This is a genomic window from Chitiniphilus eburneus (assembly GCF_005048205.1).
GTDB lineage: Bacteria > Pseudomonadota > Gammaproteobacteria > Burkholderiales > Chitinibacteraceae > Chitiniphilus > Chitiniphilus eburneus.
In genome coordinates, this window is sequence record NZ_SUMF01000030.1 from 23,955 (window position 1) to 41,663 (window position 17,709).

The following is a 17,709-nucleotide window of genomic DNA, read 5'->3' on the forward strand; positions in this document are numbered from 1 at the left end:
TCCTCAGTTGAAAAGGCTCGACGCCCAGCTTGTGAAGCTCTGGGGTTCGGTCTGTGTGGGTTGAGCCTGCTGGCTGGCCTGCGGCTGTACCGAGGTCGCGGGCGCGGCTTGTGCGCCTTGCTGAGTTCCGCCGCTGCTGAACACGGTCTGATTCGCGCCGAAAGTGTTGGCGTTGACGCTGTAGCTGGTTGCGGTCGAGGCGGGCTTGTAGCTGCTGCCGAGCTGCGGATCGAGGGTGCTCATCGAGCCGCCCACGGCGCTGTTGGCCATACCGTTGATGTCCGTGAACTGTTGGCCCAGCGTGTTCCATTGGCCGATGGCTTGGTTGATCGGCGACGTGACCATGCCGGACACCTTGCCCACGGTCGAGCACACCTTCTTCTGCGCGTACTTCAAAACCGCGTCCTGCGCCGAGGACAGGATCGAACCGAGTGAGGGAATCGAGAACGACAGGTCGATGATCTGGCTCACGCTGGCGAAGCACGAGTCGTTGACATCGAAGAGGCTTTCCACGTTGGGCGTGGCAGAGGCCATCTCGCTATGCACGGAGATCGCGGTTTTGATGTTCGCGCCGATGCCCACGTCGTCGCAGTTCTTGAGATCGTCCTGCATCTTCTGGTTCATCGCCGCGTCCACGGCGGCCATCGACGCTGACACGCCGGAGCTGGCACTGCCGCTACCGCCCGTCGAGAACAGCGACGAGAACCAGTTGCCGCTGGTCTGCGAGGCTCCCGCGCTGGCAGCCAATGCGAGAGACGCGCCCACCAGCACGCCGATGGCGGGCTTGGTGAGGGCTTTATTCATGGCCACCGCCCCGGATGCAAGCAAGCTGGACGGTGCCGGGTTGCGGCTCGCTGGCTTCGACGATGCCGCCCTTGACCTTGCGCACGTAGCGCGGGCCGTCTTTCTTGAGGCCTGCGGCCTTCGCAACGTCGGCGAGCTTTGCGCCCAGCGGCTGGACGGTGTAGCTGCTGCCTTCCTCTTCGGTGCCTTGGAAGATCGAGATCGAGGACACCTTGAGCGTGCCGAACACGGTCAAGGCTTCGGGCAGCTTGTGGTCGCCGTCGAGGCTGTCATTGGTCAGGCCGAAGACCGCCAACACCGGCTTGGCCGAGTACAGCGGCTCGCGGCATTCGATGGCGTTGCGCAGGATGGTCGAGGCCTTGGCCCAGTCGCCTGCGGCGGGTGCGTTGGCATCGCGCAAGGCAGCGGGCATCTGAGCACTGGACAGCGTGGCGACCAGCAGGAGGGCAGAGGCGATCAGGGTGCGGGTGGTTTTCATGGGTGAGAGGCCTTTCAAGCAGCTTGGTAAGACAGTGGCACGCGGTCGCGGCCCAGAACGACGGAAGCGAACTCGCGCAACCCCGGCAAGTCGCCGAAGGTGCTGGCGATGCCGCCCGGAGAAGTCAGAACCCAGCGGTCAGTGCTGCCTGCCAGCGTGGCGTGCAGCTCGAAACCGTCATCGGTGGCCACGATGCGGGCGGTGCGGACGGCGGATGGGGTGACGCGGCGCACCCGGCTGTTGAGCTGGGTGGCGCGAAGGAAGGTGATCGAGGGGCGGCGCATGGGTGACTCCTTACGGGGTAGGGGTGGACTCAGTGGCTTGCAGGCACGCCCGGCGCGACTCATCGACGAGACGCATGACCACGGACAGACCGGCAAGCTGGGGGTTGTTGTGGGGAGCAGTGCGGATCAGGCCTTTGGCCATCGCCTTGTCGAGCCGGTCCGCGTACTTCACCGCGAAGGCAACCTTGGCCGCGTCGTCGGCTTGCAGGAGGGCGTCCGCAGCGGCGGCCAGAATCTGGGCCATGCCCTGCACCATTTCATTGGCAGCGGTCAGTTGTGGCTGAACTTCGGCCCATGCTTCCTGACGGCCCTGCTGGATGCCCTGATTCATACCCTTGCGGAAGCCTTCATTGAGGCCACGCTGATGGCCCGCTCGCTGGCCATCCTGATAGCCGATGCTTTCCATCTCGCGAGCAGCGGCAGGGGTGCTCCAATAGTCGTGGCTCATGCTTCCTCCTTCGATGTGGTGGCGTCGCCTGTGTTGATCGGGCCATCGGGCTCGGCCGCATCGCCGGGAGCGCGCTTTGCCTCAATCGCTGCCGCAACGCGCGAATCAGCTCCCTCGTTGAACGCGGCGACAGCTTCCTTGCCGATGGTCGGTGCCGTGCGCTTGAGGGCTGCTGCTGCACCAGTGACGGCGGCAACACCACCGCTCACGAGTGCGTCAGCGGGGCCATTGGCTTGCCGCATGGCTTGAGCGGCACGGCCAGCGCTTTCGCTGACCGTCGAGGCCGCAGCCATCACCGCGTGGCCCATGCCGACGCCAAGGGCATCGGAGACGCGATTGGTCATCGTGCGGCGAGGTTCGCTACCTTCCGACTCAATCGGAGGGGTGTCACCCGCCGACAAAGGGCGCGATGATTCGGGACTCGATCCGCGAGCGGCACCTGCGGAGGCAACGCCACCGCGTGCGGATGCCATAGATGCCCCAGTGCTCTCGGAGGCGGCATCCAGAGGCGGGGCCACACCTTGACCACCCACGTTCACAGGAGTCGTTCCGGCACCGCCGCCACCGCCAAGGCGGGGCGTGCCACCACCGGAAGAAGGGCCGCCAATGTGACCACCATTACCGGAGCCGCCGTCCTTGTCCTTGGGAAGACCCTGCACCAACGGAGAGCGGGCCTGAGACGACAGGTGCGAACGCATTTCGCTGGATGCGCTCGTGGCACCAAGGTCATGGACACCCACGTTCAGCCATGCCAGCACGCGATCCGGCAGCACTTGCGGCAGGCCGTAGATCATGAACAGCACCGGCAGCAGCAGGCCTCCGAAGGCGATGAACCACCAGAAAAACTGGGTGAACTGGGCCACCACGCCGACCCATCCAGTCGAAGCAGCAACATCGCCGCGCATGGCGAAGAAGGCCTTGGCGATGTAGTCGACCAAAGGGTCTGCAACCAATGTCGCGGCAAACAAGCCGATCACCGCCAGCGCCGGGCGAACGAACAAGGCCATCAGGAGCAAGTAGCCTTGCGCTTCCGACCCTACGAAGGTCTGGCTCGGACGCATGTGCATGATTGCCCACAACGGTGCGGCGATGACTGTTTGGATCACCCCGAGCACCCAGCCGACCACCGTCACCATGAAGATGGTGTAGGGCAGACTCGGAAGGAAAACGCCGAAGTAGAAGGCAAGTACGCCGATGTACATCTCCAGCTTGGCAAATATCTTGAGCGGTACTTCGAGCAGCCACTCCCAGATCGGATCGGTGACGCCCCGGAAGTCGGCCTTGTTGCCCATGATTTCGACTCCACCCACCGCACCGACTACGACGCGGGTCGCAGTCATCGTCGTTTTGATGGTGAATTCGGCCGCCCACAGCATGGTTTGGTAAGACGCCAGCAGGTCGCCGGTCAGCTTCATCCGGGTGATCGCGTCCGTGCCTGATCCGCTCCCGATTGCGAGGTCTGTGGCCTTCTTCATCATGTCGTTCACGAGCAGCGTCGTCTTGGTGGACATATCTGCATCCAACGAGCCGACATTCACGTCACTGGTTTTGTCCCGAGGCAGCAAGCTCGCCATGTCTTCGGGCTTGACGGTGGTCGAACCGGCATAGCCGTTGCCCGCCAGCTCGGCCTTCTTGACGATGGCTTCAGCGACCGTCGTCACGCTTGCCTTGAGCAGGCTAGACCGGGCATCGTCCGGGAGGCCTGACAGTGACGGTGTGGTGACGCCTCCCACCGATTCACTGGTGATTGCTCCCACCTTGGTGCGCAGCAGACCGACACGCTGATACCAGCCACCGGCCATTGCCCAACCCTCCTTCGTCATGTCTGCGACGAAGGAAGTGACGCCGTTGTTGATCGAGGACTCACCCGAGGACATCTGGTTCGCAATCGCGGCCACGATCTGATCCTCCCGGTTCTTCACGATGACGTTGAACTGCGACGACTGCACGTTTGTCCAGCCGGGCTGGTTAATGTCACTGGGCATGGTGTTGACCCAGTTGTCGATGTCTTGCATCAGCCCCATCGCAGCAGCGGCCTTCTGGCTCATCAAACCAGCGCGCACGTTGTCGAGTGCGGCTTGTGTGCCCGAGGTGTCGCTGTAGTTGCCGGAGGGGGAGTAGGTGGTCAACGTGACCGTGCCGCAGATCGGCTCACCGCCGCCGAGGTTGGTGGCGGCATTCCGGTCTTTGATGAAGAAGGTGTAGTCGGTACGGGTGCCGGTGACGACTTGCTTATCGGCTGCGGCCGAATCCGCCATCACTGAGGGATTACCTGCCGCATCCGAGTAGATGGTGTTGGCCGCGCGAGCGCAGTAAGCCGCTGCAAGGTACTGCTTGGCGAAGTCACGCAGGCCGAAGTAGGTGCCTGTCTGATACGAGGTGGCGACGATGCCGTCCGGCTTGAGCAACCCCATGCCCATGCCGAGGCTGTAGATCGAGTTGGCGAAACCGATGCCCCACAACGAGATCATCAGCACAAGCATCTGGATGAAGCTGAACCCGCTGGTCGATGGCAGAAGAACGGCTCCACCAGCGACGATCCGCACGGGTGTCCAGACAGTGCTCCACGCCTTTCCCATCGCTTCGCCGTCGTTCGCCGTATTGACCGCGCCCATCGTGGCCACGTAGGAAACGATGATCGATCCGACGACGAGGATGCCGGAGTTGAAAACGGTGAACAGCGTTGCAAGCAGGTTGCTTGCTGCGGCAACGGTATTGGGGTCTTGCCCCTTCACCAGCACATCAATGATCGGGCCAAAGATGTGGCCAAGGATGCCGACTGTCACGTCGTCCTGCGAAGGTGAGAAAGGCATCTGGGCCATGTGTCCGACTCCGATCAGTTCTTTTGCGCTTGAAAGAATTTTAGGCGATACTGCATACAAGTGCAACTATACGCAGCGGCGCCAAAAAAGCTATGCTCTTTGCGCGACACACAGTTATTCACACACTGTTAGCACAGTGTTTGACACATTGTTTAGGCGTTTCGATTGCGCCTAATAAATCGTATTTTTTGGAAGGAGTAGGAAATGCAGATTGAGTCTGTTTTTTCGGGTGCGCAGGTGCCCGACGTGAAGGCCGCGATTCGAGCCGTGCGCGAGCGTGTGACAGCGTTGGCCGGCACGGTGCTGCGGCCGATCAAGGCGCTTGGTGCGCGCTTGAGTTCCATTGCTCGCCAGCCGTGGTTTTTCCCGGTGCAGGTCGCGGCGATCTTGGGGTTGCTGTGGTTGCATCAGCATGGCTACCTGCAAGTGCCCGTGACGGTCTGCGACTGGGCACGACTCGGCAAGTAGCTTGTTGGCTGGCGAGGGAGGCTGCTCCCGCAGTGCTCCCTTACCATTCGCCGAATCAAGGCATCACCCATCCGTGCAGAGTCCCCTCTGCATCCACTTGGGGCAGGCACGCACCGTTCCGAATCTTCCAACCGGGTGCGCTGCACCTTGCCACTTGCTGCAAGCTCCCTGCGAGTGCGAGCCTGTATGCCAATTGCCCCTCTGGTGTGTTCGCCCAAGCGGCAGCGGCTGTCTCATTGCGCGCTACCTTGATGGCTGCGCCGTACCCGGCTTCTTTGCCAGCGTCGAAGCACATCCAGCCAGTTACCAGTAGGCTGATCGCGGCGGCTGCAATTCCTGCTCCCAAGGCCTTCCACTGCTGCTTCTTCGCGGCGTCGGAGGCCACTTGGTTGACTGCCTTGCCGAGCTGCTCCACAAGGTCGCCGTGTGCCAGTTGCGCTGCTGTCGCGGCGATCTTCTCGGTCGTCTCTTTTGTCTCACCGACTGCTGCCTTGGCCGCTGCCTCGATGCGTCCCGGCACGCTGCCGTACAGCCCGAGGTAGAACTCAAGCACGACCATCAGCGTCATGATCGCGTCGTTCTCGCGCACGTCGAGAACGTCCATGACTCGCTCAAGCCGTTCAACCTCTTCGGCTGTCGGCTTCCGGCGAAAGGCCGCCTCAAACGCGGCAGCAACCGCCAACGTCATGTCATCACCTGCCCAAGCACCTTGAATGCTTCGTCACGCCATCGGATGAGTTCTGCGCGGTGCCCCAAAGGCATCTCCTTGAGTGCTCCCTGAATGGTCAGGCGCTGCGTTGCCATCTGATCCGCCACTCGGTCGGCGAGGTCGGGAAAGTCCAGCGTGAGGCCGCCAGCTTCTTCGATGCGCTTCTTGAGCTGACTGCCGTTGTAGAGCTGGAACTTCTCAGCGCTGCCGAAGTAGCCGTTACGCACCACATGCACTTGATGGTCTGCTCCCGCAGGCATGGCATCAAGGTAGTCCGCGAGCAGTTCGAGGCTGTCTCTTTGTCGGTTGATGACCCACAGCGTGACCATCGTTCTGCCCAGTTCACCCAAGGTGCTTTTTAGGGTCTGGCCATACCGTGCCACCCCAGTGCTGTTCCGAGCTGCCGTATTCACGATGACAGGGACACCGCGTGTCTTGTCGAGTGAGTTGACCAGTTCAATCCACCCATCTGCTTCGTCGAGGCTCAGAGCTGCGCACTGGATGCGCTCCCCGTGCGCCTTGAAAACATCGGGATTGGCGTCGTCCGTTTCGATCAAAAGCGGCTCTACCCCACGCTGCAAGAAGGCGTCGATCAGAGCGGTCGCCAGCATGCTTTTGCCGGTGCCGCCCTTGTTCCCTGCGCACAGATAAATTTTGTTCATGTTCTGTCTCCTCAAATGCGTTCGCGATCAGGCCGGGTGATCGCGGCGACTGCGCTGGTGGTGTTTCCCGTCGATTGCGGTAGAGCGGCGGCGGCACGCTCCCCGATGGTCAGCGCGGGCGGCTGACTTTGCGCCGGGCTGGTCGCAGCCGGTGCTGCCGGTGTGCTGCTCGGGCTGGTGGCAGCAGATGCGGCCTTGCGCTTCGTTGAGCGCTGTTTGCTTCCGTGCTTGCTGGTGGACGAGGCACGTTGCAGGTAGGACTTGAGCGTGGGTGCGCCAATCTGCAATTCGTCCTCGGTCAGCAGGGCGGCGATCTGTTCCAGCGTGTAGCCACGCTCGCGCATTGCGGTGATCTCGCCGGTTAGCAGCTTGATGCTCTCCTGCTTGCTGATCTCCCGCTTCTTGTTCTCGACAGGTGGCATCGCCCGCAGCTTTGCGGCGATGGCTTCCACCTTTTCAATCGTTATGGCCATGCCTGCTCCTTGGTCTGAAAAATACGCTTTTATTCTGGCGTCCTTTTTCATGCTTCGCAAGTTGTAAAGCCTTGTCCTGCTTTGACTTCTTCTCATAATTGAAATTATGGGAAGCGTTTAGGACTTGCAAACGCATACACAAAAACCCATACTATATGCATCGCCGCGAGTAGCTTTTTTGCTTCCAACCGGAAAGGGAAGCTGCCCCCATCGAGGTACTTACCGTGTCCAAAGCGCGTAACAGGATGGCCCTTGTCGAACACATAGCGCTCCGCGCCATGTGCCCGCCAAGGGACGCCGTGTCCTCGACGCTTGCGCGTCTCGATCCGTGGCTCATTTCCTCCTGCCCTGCCGGGGGCCGGTGACAACGATGTAGACAAACAGACACACCCCGCCGCCCACCGGGGCCAATTGAAGGAGCCAGCGATGCCGTTTGAGGTCAAGGAAGGAGAACCGCTCACCGAGCGCATCGGTGTGCGGGTGACAGCCGCCGAGAAGGTGAAGCTGCGGGCAGATGCTGACGACGCAGGTCTGTCGGTGAGCGAGCTGGTCAGGCGCAGGTACTTTGGTCGGAAGATCGTGGCGCACGCCGACGAAAAGATGATCCGGCACCTGAACCGCATCGGCGGTCTGCTCAAGCACGTCCACATCGAATCCGGTGGCACCTATAGCGTCGAGACGGCGCGTGCGTTGCGACAGGTCTATGCGTTCATCGACCAGCTCGCCAACAAGGGGGCTGACCAGTGATCCTCAAGTTGATCCCTCTCGATCTGGATAAGGCCGGTCGCAAGTCCAAGGCGACCAACATCGCTGACTTGACCGAGTACATCGCCGTGCCTGATGGCACGGCCCGCCTGACCCGGCTCGGGTATCACATTGACCAAGACGGCGTGATTCACGGCGGGGATGGCGAGCAGCCAGAGAAGGTGCTTTACCTGACGAGTCGCGGCTTCAATACGCGCACCTTCAAGGGCCAGCAGGCCGAGATGGTCGCCCTCTCGATGGAATGCAAGAAGTCCAAGTACCCGATTCAGCACTGGGTGGCTAGCTGGCCCGAGGACGAGCAGCCGACACCTGAGCAGGTGGAGGAACTGCTGGACGTGTTCCTTGAGCAGCTTGGGCTTGAGAAGCACCAAGTCATTGCGGCGCTACACCGCGACACGGACAACATCCATTTGCACATCGCCATCAACAAGGTCAACCCGGAAACCTATCTCGTCGTGAAGCCAGCGAAGGGCTGGTGGAAAGAGGCGGCCCAACGCACGGTAGCCATCATTGAGCACCGCCAAGGGTGGCGGCCGGAGCGACGGGCACGCTACACGGTGATGGACGATGGCACCGTTGCCCGCGTTGGTAAGTTGGATGGCGTCCCCACTGTCCCGACTCGTGCCGGGGACATGGAAAACCGAACGGGCCAAAAGAGCGCAGCACGCATCGCCATCGAAGAGGCCGGTGAACTCATCCGGTCTGCATCGAGCTGGGCCGAACTGCACCAAGGCCTTGCCGAGCGTGGTATGCGCTACGAGCGGGCCGGTGGCGTGGGAGCGCACATCTACGTTGGCGATCAACCCGTCAAGGCGAGCACGGCGGGCCACTGGTGCAGCTTGCCGAAGCTCACCAAGCGGCTTGGCGTGTTTGAGCCTGCTGACCCTGCTGTTGTGCCTGTGGAGCGCAAGCCCGAGCCGCTGCGGCCGGACTTGCCCGGCTGGGATGACTACATCAGTGCTGCGAAGCACCATCGCGCGCAACTCGCGCAGAAGCTGCGCGAAGAGAAGGAGCGCTACGAGCGCGAACTGGCCCAGTTCCGCGCCCAGAAAGCAGAGCGCAGCGCGGCTATCGCTGCCCAGAACTGGAAGGGCAAGGGCGAGCTGTTGAATGCCATGCGCAGCGTGGCAGCGGCCGAGGCCAAGCGGGTCGAGCTGGAAATCCGGGAGCGCCATCAACGCGAAGCCAAGGCGCTGCGGGATGCCCGTGAAGCATGGCCCGAATACAACGAGTGGCTGTCCAAGTGGTTCAGCCCCGATGACGCTGGCGATTTCCGCTACCACCGTCACGAGCCGCTGCGCCTTGAAGGTGATGGCGATAACGAGGCCTTGCCTCGCGATCTTCGCGCCTTCGCGGGCGAGATTGTTGGCAGCACGGTCGAGTACCGCCGCCAAGGGGCGGCGGGGGGTGTGTCTGAGGCCGTCTCATTCACTGACCACGGCCGTCGCATCGACGTTCAGGAGGCCCACGACGAGGCTGCGACCTTGGCCGCGTTGCAGCTTGGCGCTGCCAAGTGGGGGAAGGTCACAGTGTTCGGCTCGGAGGAATACAAGGCCACCTGTGTTCGTCTCGCTGCGGAGCACGGCATCCGCATCGCGAACCCCGAGCTTCAAGCGCAGGTGGAAACGGCTAAGGAAGCACGCAAGGCAGCACGGGAGGAAGCAATGCGCACGCCCCAGATGAAGCTCTTTGAGCAGTACCACGCGGCCGTCGGTGCTGACAGGTACACACTCACCTCGATCAAGATGACGGCTGACCATCGCAAGGCCTTTGTGCTGGGTGGCAAGCACGGCGTGGAAGCAGCAGCGGTGGAGCGCCGGATGCGGGAGCTGTTGCGCTTCCATGCACGCGGCGAGAACCTGTACTACACGCCGCGCAGCGAGCGGATGCACCATGTGCTGGTCGATGACCTGAGCGATGCCAGCCTGCGCCAGATGCTCGCTGATGGCTACCGGCCTGCGGTGGTGATGGAATCCAGTCCGGGCAAGTTGCAGGCCATCTTGAACGTGCCCAAGCTGGGCCGCATGGACGATCAGGATGTGGGCAATCGCCTCATCGTCGCCTTGAATAAGAAGTACGGCGACCCGAAGCTGCAAGCCTGCATCCATCCACACCGCGCGCCGGGATTCGAGAATCGCAAGTGGGAACCGGGTGCGCCTGCGCCGAAGTACCAGCGGCCGGATGGCACCTTCCCGGTGGTGGAGCTGCGGCACGCCGTGGCCTGCACATGCGACAGGGCATACGCACTAAGCTGTGTCGTCGCTCGACAGCTCGACGAGGAAGTCCGGGTGGCACGAGAGCGGAGGCCTGCCGCGCCTGCTGCTGCGCGCACTGCGCCGTCTGCCCATGCCTACGAGGCGCACTACCGCGACATCGCTGCGCGTCACAAAGGCGACGGGATCGACCTGTCGCGCGTCGATTCCATGATTGCCGTGCGGCTGCGGGCCACTGGGCACGGTCAGGACGAGATTGCGACGGTGCTTGAGGCCTGCGCGCCATCCATTCGCACCGCTGACGAGGGCCGAAACTGGCATGACTACGCGCAGCGGACGGCGCGGTATGCCTTTGGGCCTGACGGCTCGCGGATGTTGGCCAAGATCGAGCGCTACCGGGAGGACTTCCTGCGGCTTGAAGGTCGTGATCCAGCCCTTGAAGGGCCAAGGATAGGTGCTTGATGCCGCGCGCTGAAACGCTCACACCTGCACTGCCACAAGGCTTTTCGGCCGACGAGCTTGCAGCCGCTGCCCGCTGGGTGACTGCGCGCGTCCGCCCTACAGCAAGCACGCGCAGCATTGCCGCCACGCTCGAAGCCTTGCAGGCGGTAGCGCATCGTGCCCGCCGTGGCCCGGTCTGCTTTCCTGACCTGCTGCCCGGTTCTGGGCTTGAGGCTCTGCACATCCCGGCCGCGCAGCCGGGCACGGGGCAGTTGGCCAGCCTGACCGGAGAGATCGACCAAGCGGCTTTGCGCGACATCGGCCGCGCGCTGCGCGCCGAGTTCGTCGCCAGCGGCGCGGACATGCTTCGACTGGAAGCCGACGATGGCGCGGAGCTGATCGTTTACGCCATCGAGGTGCGAGCCATCGTGATGGCCGCCACCAACATTCAACTCATTGACGGAGACGCCTATGCCCAAGACTGACTACACCGCGTGCAGACCTGACCACCGCATGATGCGGGTCGAGATGACGCCCAAGATGCGGGAGATCGCCGAGCAGATCGCGGCCCTGCAAGCCCAGTACCGCAAGCTCGAAGAGGCCGAGCAGCGCCGCGCGCTGCACGCCTTCCTGCACGGGGTGCGGCAGCGCGCCGAGACGCGCTGCTTGAACGAGATCGCCGGGTGATGGTTTGTAGGTAGGTATATACATACCTACAAGGTGTGTCTAATAAACGGTGGTTTTATGAACATCGGATGACGACATCCGCTGTCGAGAGCTTTATGCAGGCTGCTTCTCATACCAACCGCGAGAGGCATTTACCACTCGAACCACCAACAGCATCACCGGCACCTCAATCAGCACGCCGACCACGGTCGCCAGAGCCGCACCTGAGTGGAACCCGAACAGGCTGATCGCTGCCGCGACCGCCAGCTCGAAGAAGTTGGATGCGCCAATCAAGGCCGAAGGGCAAGCGACGTTGTGTTTCTCGCCAACCAAGCGGTTTAGCCAGTAGGCCAAGGCAGAGTTGAAGAACACCTGAATCAAAATTGGCACAGCCAGCAGTGCGATGACCAACGGCTGTTTCAGGATGGCCTCGCCTTGAAAGGCGAAAAGCAAGACGAGGGTCGCCAACAGGGCCGTGATCGACCACGGGCCGATTTTCGCCATCGTGGCCTCGAAGGCATCCGGGCCTTTGGCCAAAAGCTGCTTGCGCAAGAGCTGGGCCAAGATGACGGGAATCACGATGTACAGCACGACGGATGTGATCAACGTGTCCCAAGGCACTGTGATGGCCGAGATGCCCAGCAGGAAGCCAACCAGAGGCGCAAAGGCTATCACCATGATGCTGTCGTTCAGAGCGACTTGCGACAACGTGAACAGTGGATCGCCATTGGTCAGCCTGCTCCACACGAACACCATTGCCGTGCATGGTGCGGCGGCAAGTAGGATCAGCCCAGCGATGTAGCTGTCGAGCTGGTCAGCGGGGAGCATGGGCGCAAACAGGTTGCGAATGAAGAACCATCCGAGGAATGCCATCGAGAACGGCTTGACCAGCCAGTTGACGAACAGCGTGACCCCAATCCCCCGGACGTGTTGCCGCACTTCGTGAAGTGCGCCGAAGTCCACCTTGACCAGCATCGGGATGATCATCACCCAGATCAGCAGGCCCACCGGGAGGTTCACCTGCGCGATCTCCATGCGGCCGATGGACTGGAACGCTGTCGGGAAAAACTGTCCGAGGGCAATGCCAATGACGATGCAGAGGAATACCCAGACGGTCAGATAGCGCTCAAAGACGCTCATCGGCAGGCTTGCCGATCCTTTCTGTGTGGTTTCACATTGAGCAGACAAAGCATTTCCCCCTTTAAGCGTCACGCTGCTGCCCCAGCTCACGGAGCTTGGTTTGCAGCGACATGCGGTCGATTTTTTCGATAGGCAGGCTCATGAAAAGCCGGATTCGGTTGGCAATCTGGAACTGCACGTTGGAGAACGCTCGGAGCTGCTTTTCCCGGTCGCCTTCGAGCTTGGTGGGGTCAGCAAAGCCCCAGTGCGCGGTGATGGGTTGGCCGGGCCACGCCGGGCAGGCTTCCCCTGCGGCCTGATCGCACACGGTCATGATGAAGTCCATCTGCGGAGCATCCGGCTCGGCGAACTCCGTCCAGCTCTTGCTGCGCAGGCCGCCCAAGTCGTAGCACTGTTCCGACAGCACTTCCAAGGTCATCGGATGTACCTCACCGCGAGGATGGCTTCCTGCGCTGTACGCCTTGAAGCGCTCTCGCCCAAGGTGGTTCATGATGACTTCCGCCATGATGCTGCGGGCAGAGTTTCCCGTGCAGATGAACAGTACGTTGTAGATTTTGTTTTCCATGTCAGGCTTCCTCGGTGATGTGGTGTGCCAAGTCGCGCAGTCGATCCACGCCGACCGGCTCGTTCTTCAAGAGGGGTACGACTGCAAAGCGCTTGGCATGGTGTGTGGCTACCGAGTCGATTTCCCTCAGTTCGTTGAAGGCGCGTTGGCGCAGCAGTAAAGAGTCGGGGCGAGCGGCTGCGACGCTGTTGTTGACGATCCATGCCCACGGTTCGATGCCCGCTCGGCGCAGGTCGGATTGCAGGTTTGCAGCTTCCAAGACAGGGGTGGTTTCGGCCAACGTGACGATGAGCACCTTGGTCTGTTTCGGGTCTTGCAACTGCATCATCGGCGTCGTGTAGTGCAGGCCCGTGTTGCCCATCTGCCGGGTCACTTCGCGGTGATATGCACCAGTGGCATCCAGCAGCAGCAGCGTGTGCCCGGTGGGCGCGGTATCCATGACCACGAACTTCTTGCCAGCCTCGCGGATGATGCGAGAGAAGGCTTGAAAGACCGCGATTTCCTCCGTGCAAGGGGAGCGCAAGTCCTCTTCCAGTAGTGCGCGCCCTTCGGCGTCGAGCTGGGCACCCTTGGTATCCAGTACGTGCTTGCGATAGCGCTCTGTTTCCTCGTGAGGGTCAATGCGGCTGACGGTCAGATTGGACAGAGAGCCTTCCAGCGTCTCTGACAGATGAGCGGCCGGATCGGAGGTCGTCAGATGGACGGGCAATCCTTGGTGAGCCAGCTCCACGGCGACGGCGGCCGCCAAGGTGGTCTTTCCGACACCGCCTTTGCCCATGAGCATGACCAAGCCATGCCCATCTACAGCAATGTCATCAACCAAGGAGGACAGGCTGGGTGCGTCGAGCTGGGAAGGCAGTTCGATGGAGCTTGTGGCGCTCCTGCTGTTGGTGGCCACCAGCAAGTGACGCAAGGCGTCGAGTCCGACTAGGTTGAACGGTTTCAGGTCAATCTGATCCCGAGGCAGCGCCTTGAGCACGTCTGGCATGGCCGTAAGAGCAGCTTGCTCGCGTTGATGGATCGCGGCGGCCAGCTCATCGTGCGCGGCTTCGCTGGCAGGAAGAACGCCATTGACAACGAGGTACTGCTGAGACAGCCCGATGGCGGCCAGCTCTTCGTGCGTGCGTGCCACTTCTCGAAGAGTGGCGCGCTGCGCACGGGCGACCAGAATCAAGCGAGTGCGTTGAGGGTCAGCCAAGGCGTCAACGGCGGCCTTGTACTGGGTACGCTGCTTTTCCAGCCCGGCCAGAGGCCCGAGGCAGGACGCATCACCTTTGCCTTCTTCGAGGAAGCCGCTCCACGCACCGGGCAGTTGGAGCAGCCGGATCGTGTGGCCCGTGGGTGCAGTGTCGAAGATGATGTGTTCGTAGTCCGCGGTCAACGTCGAGTCGATCAGCAGGGCAGTGAACTCATCAAAGGCCGCGATTTCGGTGGTGCAAGCGCCGGAAAGCTGTTCCTCGATCCCTTTGACAACCGTCTCCGGTAGGACGCCCCGCACTGGGCCGACGATGCGATCTCGATAGGCTTGCGCTGCTTCCTGCGGATCAATTTCGAGCGCCCAGAGGTTGGGCACGGCGGGGATCGCCGTGATGTGATTGCCGATGCTTTCCCCAAACACTTGCCCCACGTTCGAAGCAGGGTCGGTGCTGACAAGCAGGACGCGCTTGCCCTCTGATGCGAGTTGTACCGCCGTAGCACAGGCGATGGAGGTCTTGCCGACCCCACCCTTGCCCGTGAAAAAAAGGTAGCGCGGAGGCTGATTGAGGAAGTGCATGGACAATTCCTCCGCTCAGCAGCAGCGGCTGCCGGAGCAGCAACCACCTTGCGGTTGTGTAGCGTTCGCAGTTGCGATGCCTGCCCAGCGAGCCAGCTCGGTGCGGTTGGGGTAGCGGCCAGCCAAGGCGACTTCGCCATCAACCAGAATCAGGGGCAGAGCCTCTTGTCCAGAGCGCTCCAAGAATGCCTTGACAGTCGCGTTCTCGGCGAAGGCGAGCGGCTGTTGAGCCAGATTGAATCGTTCAACCTGTGCGCCGTTTTGTTTGGCCCAGTCCACATCGGCCGCGAAGCTCACCAGCGCTTGGTCAACTTCAACGCCACAGACGCCAGTGCTGCAACACAGTGCAGGGTCAAAAATCTGAATGGTTGCCATCGTTATTCCTTCCTAGTCATGCGTTGGGATATAGCTGCTCAAGCGCCTCGCGCTGGTCGGGCTTGATATTGACGACGGGGCGAATCGTCTTAGCCGCCGCTGCGGCTTCGTCGAGCGTGCGGCACAAGCCAAGCTCCAACAGGACGCCAGCGGCCACGGTGCCTGTCCGGCCCTTACCACCACCGCAGTGGAAAGCCACTTTTTTGCCATCGCGGTAGGCTGACACGACCGCTTGAATGGCGTCTTTGAACAATGGCGCTTGTGGCTGGTCGGCGTTGTCGCCGAGCGGGATTTGCTGCCAGATCAGGACGGGATTCGACGCCGCGCAGCCCGTGGACTCTTCGCGCAAGTCCACCACCACTTCGATGTGTTCCACATCGGCGATTTGTTGAATGTCGCTTGCTCCGCCGAAGTAGATGCGGCCCGCGATCAGCTCGTGATATTGCTTTTGCATCGGTAGCTTGCCCCTCTCTCAGTTTCAGGCTAGCAATGTGCCGATGCGATCAAGCTCAGCCTTGAGCTTCGCCTTGTCTTGCTGCAAGTCGGCCAGCGGCAGCGCGAGGAAGGCTTCGATGCGTGCGCGAAGAATGCGGTAGGCAGTCACGAAGGCCGCGTCGATTTCCTCATCGGTGCCTGTGGCGTGGGCGGGGTCTTCGACACCCCAGTGGGTGCGCAGAACTGGCCCCAAATAGGCCGGGCAGGTTTCTCCAGCAGCGCTGGAGCAGACCGTGATTACGATGTCCGGGGTCGAGGGCAGGTTGTCCCAAGACTTGCTGTGGTAGCCCTCTGTCGAGATGCCCTCGCGTGCCAGCAGTGCTAGCGAGCGAGGATGGACTTGGCCAGTGGGCTGACTGCCTGCGCTCATGGCTTTCCACCCTGCCGGGGCAAGGTGGTTGAAGGTGGCTTCACCGAGGATTGAGCGGCACGAGTTGCCGGTGCACAGAAACAGGATGTTCATTTTTTAAGGGCCTCTTGAGTTGAAGAAAGGGGCGGCAGCACAGCGTCGGAACACTTGGAGGCAGCGCGCATGTCTGCACACTGTTCGGGATGCCCTGAGCAGCACTCTTCGGTCAGGTAGGCGATCAAGTCCAGCATCAGCGGGATGTTGGCCCGGTAACGCTGGAAGCGCCCTTCCGCCTCGACGGTGAGCATCCCGGCCTGCGTCAGCGCCTTGAGGTGGAACGACAGGTTGGTCGGCGGTACATCGAGGGTTGAAGCGATCTCGCCCGCGACCATGCCTTCTGTGCCTTTGCGCACGAGAAGCCGGTACACATCCAGCCGCAGGCCGGATGACAGCGATTCAAAGATCGTGGTGGCTGTGTTCTTTTCCATACTTGAATAATACAACAATAGTTGAAATAACAAAATGACGTTTTTATGACCGTCCATTAAACGGAGGTTTTTAAGACGTTCGGTGGACGGTCAGTTGTCATTTTCAGAAGACGACTGCACCAATCAACGAGGCGTGACGCCTGTTGTGCATACGGCTCCTGATGCCCCGATATCAGGACTCCTCTGCACAAAACTCGGCTATGCTCAATACTCGTGTGCACCAAAGCGAGGTGAGCATGGCGACCGATACCGTACCGATTACCGAGCACGGCGTAGCCACCCTGCCAGAACAGGCATGGGAGCGTGCGCGTCGTCGCGCTGAGATCATTGGGCCGTTAGCGCAGTCGGAGACGGTCGGGCATGAAGCGGCCGACGCGGCAGCCCAAGCACTGGGTCTGTCCCGGCGGCAGGTCTACGTCCTGATCCGACGTGCCCGGCAAGGCTCGGGGCTGGTCACTGACCTGGCTCTTGGACAGTCGAGCGGCGGCAAAGGTAAGGGCCGCTTGCCGGAATCGGTCGAACGCATCATCCGCGAGCTACTGCAAAAGCGCTTCCTGACCAAGCAGAAGCGCAGCCTAGCGGCGTTCCATCGCGAAATTGCGCGGGCGTGCAAGCTGCAAAAGCTGCGGGTGCCCGCACGCAATACCGTGGCCTCGCGGATCGCCGGCCTCGACCCGCTCAAGACCACTCGCCTTCGGGAAGGCCAGGATGCGTCCCGCACCTTGCAAGGTGTTGGTGGTGTTCCGCCGCCAGTCTCCGCGCCGCTGGAGCAGGTGCAGATCGACCACACAGTCATCGACCTAATCGTGGTGGACGAGGGCGACCGGCAACCAATTGGCCGTCCGTACCTGACCCTCGCCATCGACGTGTTCACCCGCTGCGTGGTTGGTATGGTAGTCACGTTGGAAGCGCCATCCGCCGTATCGGTCGGCCTGTGCCTTGCGCATGCCAGCTGCGACAAGCGCCCTTGGTTAGAAGGGTTGGACGTAGATATGGATTGGCCGATGAGCGGCAAGCCCAGACTGCTCTATTTGGACAACGCAGCCGAGTTCAAAAGCGAGGCGCTACGCCGTGGCTGCGAACAGCATGGCATCCTGCTGGACTATCGCCCGCTCGGGCAGCCGCACTATGGTGGCATCGTGGAACGGATCATCGGCACAGCGATGCAGATGATCCACGACGAATTGCCTGGAACGACCTTCTCCAACCCTGACCAGCGCGGGGAATACGCCTCCGAGAAGATGGCCGCCCTGACACTGCGCGAGCTGGAGCGCTGGCTCACATTGGGGG

General features: G+C 61.7%; 21 protein-coding genes. 6 read left to right on the forward strand and 15 right to left on the reverse strand.

Annotated elements, in window-relative coordinates:
* Nucleotides 1–3: 3 nt before the first annotated feature.
* Genes FAZ21_RS17020 through FAZ21_RS17040 form a run of 5 tightly spaced genes read right to left on the reverse strand, consistent with a single transcriptional unit; the run spans nucleotide 4 to nucleotide 4,836 of the window.
* A complete protein-coding gene (locus tag FAZ21_RS17020; RefSeq protein ID WP_136774635.1) occupies nucleotides 4–804 on the reverse strand; it encodes a hypothetical protein in 801 nt (266 codons plus the stop codon).
* Complete coding sequence (locus FAZ21_RS17025) at nucleotides 797–1,282, reverse strand: hypothetical protein (RefSeq protein WP_136774636.1); 486 nt, start codon at nucleotides 1,280–1,282, stop codon at nucleotides 797–799. The genes FAZ21_RS17020 and FAZ21_RS17025 overlap by 8 nt, the downstream gene beginning before the upstream one ends.
* Before the next feature lie 14 nt (nucleotides 1,283–1,296).
* On the reverse strand, nucleotides 1,297–1,566 hold the full coding sequence (locus tag FAZ21_RS17030) for a hypothetical protein (protein ID WP_055311973.1): 270 nt from the start codon (nucleotides 1,564–1,566) through the stop codon (nucleotides 1,297–1,299).
* 10 nt (nucleotides 1,567–1,576) lie between these two features.
* Nucleotides 1,577–2,014, reverse strand: coding sequence for a FliH/SctL family protein (locus FAZ21_RS17035; protein WP_136774637.1), 438 nt, complete (start codon nucleotides 2,012–2,014; stop codon nucleotides 1,577–1,579).
* Nucleotides 2,011–4,836, reverse strand: coding sequence for a DotA/TraY family protein (locus tag FAZ21_RS17040; protein WP_136774638.1), 2,826 nt, complete (start codon nucleotides 4,834–4,836; stop codon nucleotides 2,011–2,013). The genes FAZ21_RS17035 and FAZ21_RS17040 overlap by 4 nt, the downstream gene beginning before the upstream one ends.
* Before the next feature lie 204 nt (nucleotides 4,837–5,040).
* On the opposite strand from FAZ21_RS17040, the gene FAZ21_RS17045 reads away from it, so the two are divergent.
* Nucleotides 5,041–5,304: a hypothetical protein gene (locus FAZ21_RS17045; protein WP_136774639.1), complete on the forward strand. Its 264-nt coding sequence runs from the start codon at nucleotides 5,041–5,043 to the stop codon at nucleotides 5,302–5,304.
* Between the two features lie 55 nt (nucleotides 5,305–5,359).
* Here the strand turns inward: FAZ21_RS17045 and FAZ21_RS17050 are convergent, their stop codons facing one another.
* From FAZ21_RS17050 to FAZ21_RS17060, 3 genes are all read right to left on the reverse strand, one after another.
* Nucleotides 5,360–5,908 carry a hypothetical protein gene (locus FAZ21_RS17050; RefSeq protein ID WP_246038749.1) on the reverse strand — a complete coding sequence of 183 codons (549 nt, stop codon included), beginning with the start codon at nucleotides 5,906–5,908 and terminating at the stop codon, nucleotides 5,360–5,362.
* Nucleotides 5,909–5,988: 80 nt separating this feature from the next.
* Nucleotides 5,989–6,675: a nucleotide-binding protein gene (locus FAZ21_RS17055; RefSeq protein WP_136774641.1), complete on the reverse strand. Its 687-nt coding sequence runs from the start codon at nucleotides 6,673–6,675 to the stop codon at nucleotides 5,989–5,991.
* Nucleotides 6,676–6,686: 11 nt separating this feature from the next.
* Nucleotides 6,687–7,199, reverse strand: a complete 513-nt coding sequence (locus FAZ21_RS17060) for a hypothetical protein (RefSeq protein WP_246038750.1) — start codon at nucleotides 7,197–7,199, stop codon at nucleotides 6,687–6,689.
* 375 nt (nucleotides 7,200–7,574) lie between these two features.
* Between FAZ21_RS17060 and FAZ21_RS17065 the strand changes: the two genes are divergently transcribed.
* From FAZ21_RS17065 to FAZ21_RS17080, 4 genes are read left to right on the forward strand one after another with little or no spacing between them, the layout of a single operon-like run.
* The gene (locus FAZ21_RS17065) at nucleotides 7,575–7,895 is read left to right on the forward strand and encodes a plasmid mobilization protein (protein ID WP_136774642.1); all 321 of its coding nucleotides are present in this window, start codon (nucleotides 7,575–7,577) and stop codon (nucleotides 7,893–7,895) included.
* Nucleotides 7,892–10,588 (forward strand): TraI/MobA(P) family conjugative relaxase, encoded by a 2,697-nt coding sequence (gene traI, locus FAZ21_RS17070; RefSeq protein WP_136774643.1) that lies wholly within the window; start codon nucleotides 7,892–7,894, stop codon nucleotides 10,586–10,588. Before FAZ21_RS17065 ends, traI begins: the two co-directional genes overlap by 4 nt.
* Nucleotides 10,588–11,052, forward strand: coding sequence for a hypothetical protein (locus FAZ21_RS17075; protein ID WP_110612459.1), 465 nt, complete (start codon nucleotides 10,588–10,590; stop codon nucleotides 11,050–11,052). Before traI ends, FAZ21_RS17075 begins: the two co-directional genes overlap by 1 nt.
* Complete coding sequence (locus tag FAZ21_RS17080) at nucleotides 11,039–11,254, forward strand: C1orf50 family protein (RefSeq protein WP_079437318.1); 216 nt, start codon at nucleotides 11,039–11,041, stop codon at nucleotides 11,252–11,254. Before FAZ21_RS17075 ends, FAZ21_RS17080 begins: the two co-directional genes overlap by 14 nt.
* A 93-nt stretch (nucleotides 11,255–11,347) precedes the next feature.
* Here the strand turns inward: FAZ21_RS17080 and arsB are convergent, their stop codons facing one another.
* The 7 genes from arsB to FAZ21_RS17115 are packed head-to-tail and all read right to left on the reverse strand — an operon-like array spanning nucleotide 11,348 to nucleotide 16,476.
* Complete coding sequence (gene arsB / locus FAZ21_RS17085; RefSeq protein WP_444542054.1) at nucleotides 11,348–12,463, reverse strand: ACR3 family arsenite efflux transporter; 1,116 nt, start codon at nucleotides 12,461–12,463, stop codon at nucleotides 11,348–11,350.
* On the reverse strand, nucleotides 12,435–12,938 hold the full coding sequence (locus FAZ21_RS17090) for an arsenate reductase ArsC (protein WP_136774644.1): 504 nt from the start codon (nucleotides 12,936–12,938) through the stop codon (nucleotides 12,435–12,437). The genes arsB and FAZ21_RS17090 overlap by 29 nt, the downstream gene beginning before the upstream one ends.
* A 1-nt stretch (nucleotide 12,939) precedes the next feature.
* A complete protein-coding gene (gene arsA, locus FAZ21_RS17095; protein WP_136774645.1) occupies nucleotides 12,940–14,712 on the reverse strand; it encodes an arsenical pump-driving ATPase in 1,773 nt (590 codons plus the stop codon).
* 15 nt (nucleotides 14,713–14,727) lie between these two features.
* A complete protein-coding gene (gene arsD / locus FAZ21_RS17100) occupies nucleotides 14,728–15,087 on the reverse strand; it encodes an arsenite efflux transporter metallochaperone ArsD (protein ID WP_136774646.1) in 360 nt (119 codons plus the stop codon).
* Nucleotides 15,088–15,103: 16 nt separating this feature from the next.
* The gene (locus FAZ21_RS17105) at nucleotides 15,104–15,541 is read right to left on the reverse strand and encodes a protein-tyrosine phosphatase family protein (RefSeq protein ID WP_136774647.1); all 438 of its coding nucleotides are present in this window, start codon (nucleotides 15,539–15,541) and stop codon (nucleotides 15,104–15,106) included.
* 24 nt (nucleotides 15,542–15,565) lie between these two features.
* Nucleotides 15,566–16,045, reverse strand: coding sequence for an arsenate reductase ArsC (locus tag FAZ21_RS17110; RefSeq protein ID WP_136774648.1), 480 nt, complete (start codon nucleotides 16,043–16,045; stop codon nucleotides 15,566–15,568).
* The gene (locus tag FAZ21_RS17115) at nucleotides 16,042–16,476 is read right to left on the reverse strand and encodes an ArsR/SmtB family transcription factor (protein ID WP_246038752.1); all 435 of its coding nucleotides are present in this window, start codon (nucleotides 16,474–16,476) and stop codon (nucleotides 16,042–16,044) included. The genes FAZ21_RS17110 and FAZ21_RS17115 overlap by 4 nt, the downstream gene beginning before the upstream one ends.
* A 179-nt stretch (nucleotides 16,477–16,655) precedes the next feature.
* Here FAZ21_RS17115 and FAZ21_RS17120 point away from each other — a divergent pair.
* Nucleotides 16,656–17,709, forward strand: a 1,054-nt coding sequence (locus FAZ21_RS17120; RefSeq protein ID WP_211243507.1) for a TnsB C-terminal domain-containing protein, incomplete at its 3' end; no start/stop codon positions are given.

What these genes read in the sequence shown, in the direction of transcription:
- FAZ21_RS17020 (WP_136774635.1), bottom strand. Translation starts at nt 804, where the DNA reads ATGAATAAAGCCCTCACCAAGCCCGCCATCGGCGTGCTGGTGGGCGCG.
- FAZ21_RS17025 (WP_136774636.1), bottom strand. Translation starts at nt 1,282, where the DNA reads ATGAAAACCACCCGCACCCTGATCGCCTCTGCCCTCCTGCTGGTCGCC.
- FAZ21_RS17030 (WP_055311973.1), bottom strand. Translation starts at nt 1,566, where the DNA reads ATGCGCCGCCCCTCGATCACCTTCCTTCGCGCCACCCAGCTCAACAGC.
- FAZ21_RS17035 (WP_136774637.1), bottom strand. Translation starts at nt 2,014, where the DNA reads ATGAGCCACGACTATTGGAGCACCCCTGCCGCTGCTCGCGAGATGGAA.
- FAZ21_RS17040 (WP_136774638.1), bottom strand. Translation starts at nt 4,836, where the DNA reads ATGGCCCAGATGCCTTTCTCACCTTCGCAGGACGACGTGACAGTCGGC.
- FAZ21_RS17045 (WP_136774639.1), top strand. Translation starts at nt 5,041, where the DNA reads ATGCAGATTGAGTCTGTTTTTTCGGGTGCGCAGGTGCCCGACGTGAAG.
- FAZ21_RS17050 (WP_246038749.1), bottom strand. Translation starts at nt 5,908, where the DNA reads ATGGACGTTCTCGACGTGCGCGAGAACGACGCGATCATGACGCTGATG.
- FAZ21_RS17055 (WP_136774641.1), bottom strand. Translation starts at nt 6,675, where the DNA reads ATGAACAAAATTTATCTGTGCGCAGGGAACAAGGGCGGCACCGGCAAA.
- FAZ21_RS17060 (WP_246038750.1), bottom strand. Translation starts at nt 7,199, where the DNA reads ATGAAAAAGGACGCCAGAATAAAAGCGTATTTTTCAGACCAAGGAGCA.
- FAZ21_RS17065 (WP_136774642.1), top strand. Translation starts at nt 7,575, where the DNA reads ATGCCGTTTGAGGTCAAGGAAGGAGAACCGCTCACCGAGCGCATCGGT.
- FAZ21_RS17075 (WP_110612459.1), top strand. Translation starts at nt 10,588, where the DNA reads ATGCCGCGCGCTGAAACGCTCACACCTGCACTGCCACAAGGCTTTTCG.
- FAZ21_RS17080 (WP_079437318.1), top strand. Translation starts at nt 11,039, where the DNA reads ATGCCCAAGACTGACTACACCGCGTGCAGACCTGACCACCGCATGATG.
- FAZ21_RS17090 (WP_136774644.1), bottom strand. Translation starts at nt 12,938, where the DNA reads ATGGAAAACAAAATCTACAACGTACTGTTCATCTGCACGGGAAACTCT.
- arsA (WP_136774645.1), bottom strand. Translation starts at nt 14,712, where the DNA reads ATGCACTTCCTCAATCAGCCTCCGCGCTACCTTTTTTTCACGGGCAAG.
- arsD (WP_136774646.1), bottom strand. Translation starts at nt 15,087, where the DNA reads ATGGCAACCATTCAGATTTTTGACCCTGCACTGTGTTGCAGCACTGGC.
- FAZ21_RS17105 (WP_136774647.1), bottom strand. Translation starts at nt 15,541, where the DNA reads ATGCAAAAGCAATATCACGAGCTGATCGCGGGCCGCATCTACTTCGGC.
- FAZ21_RS17110 (WP_136774648.1), bottom strand. Translation starts at nt 16,045, where the DNA reads ATGAACATCCTGTTTCTGTGCACCGGCAACTCGTGCCGCTCAATCCTC.
- FAZ21_RS17115 (WP_246038752.1), bottom strand. Translation starts at nt 16,476, where the DNA reads ATGGACGGTCATAAAAACGTCATTTTGTTATTTCAACTATTGTTGTAT.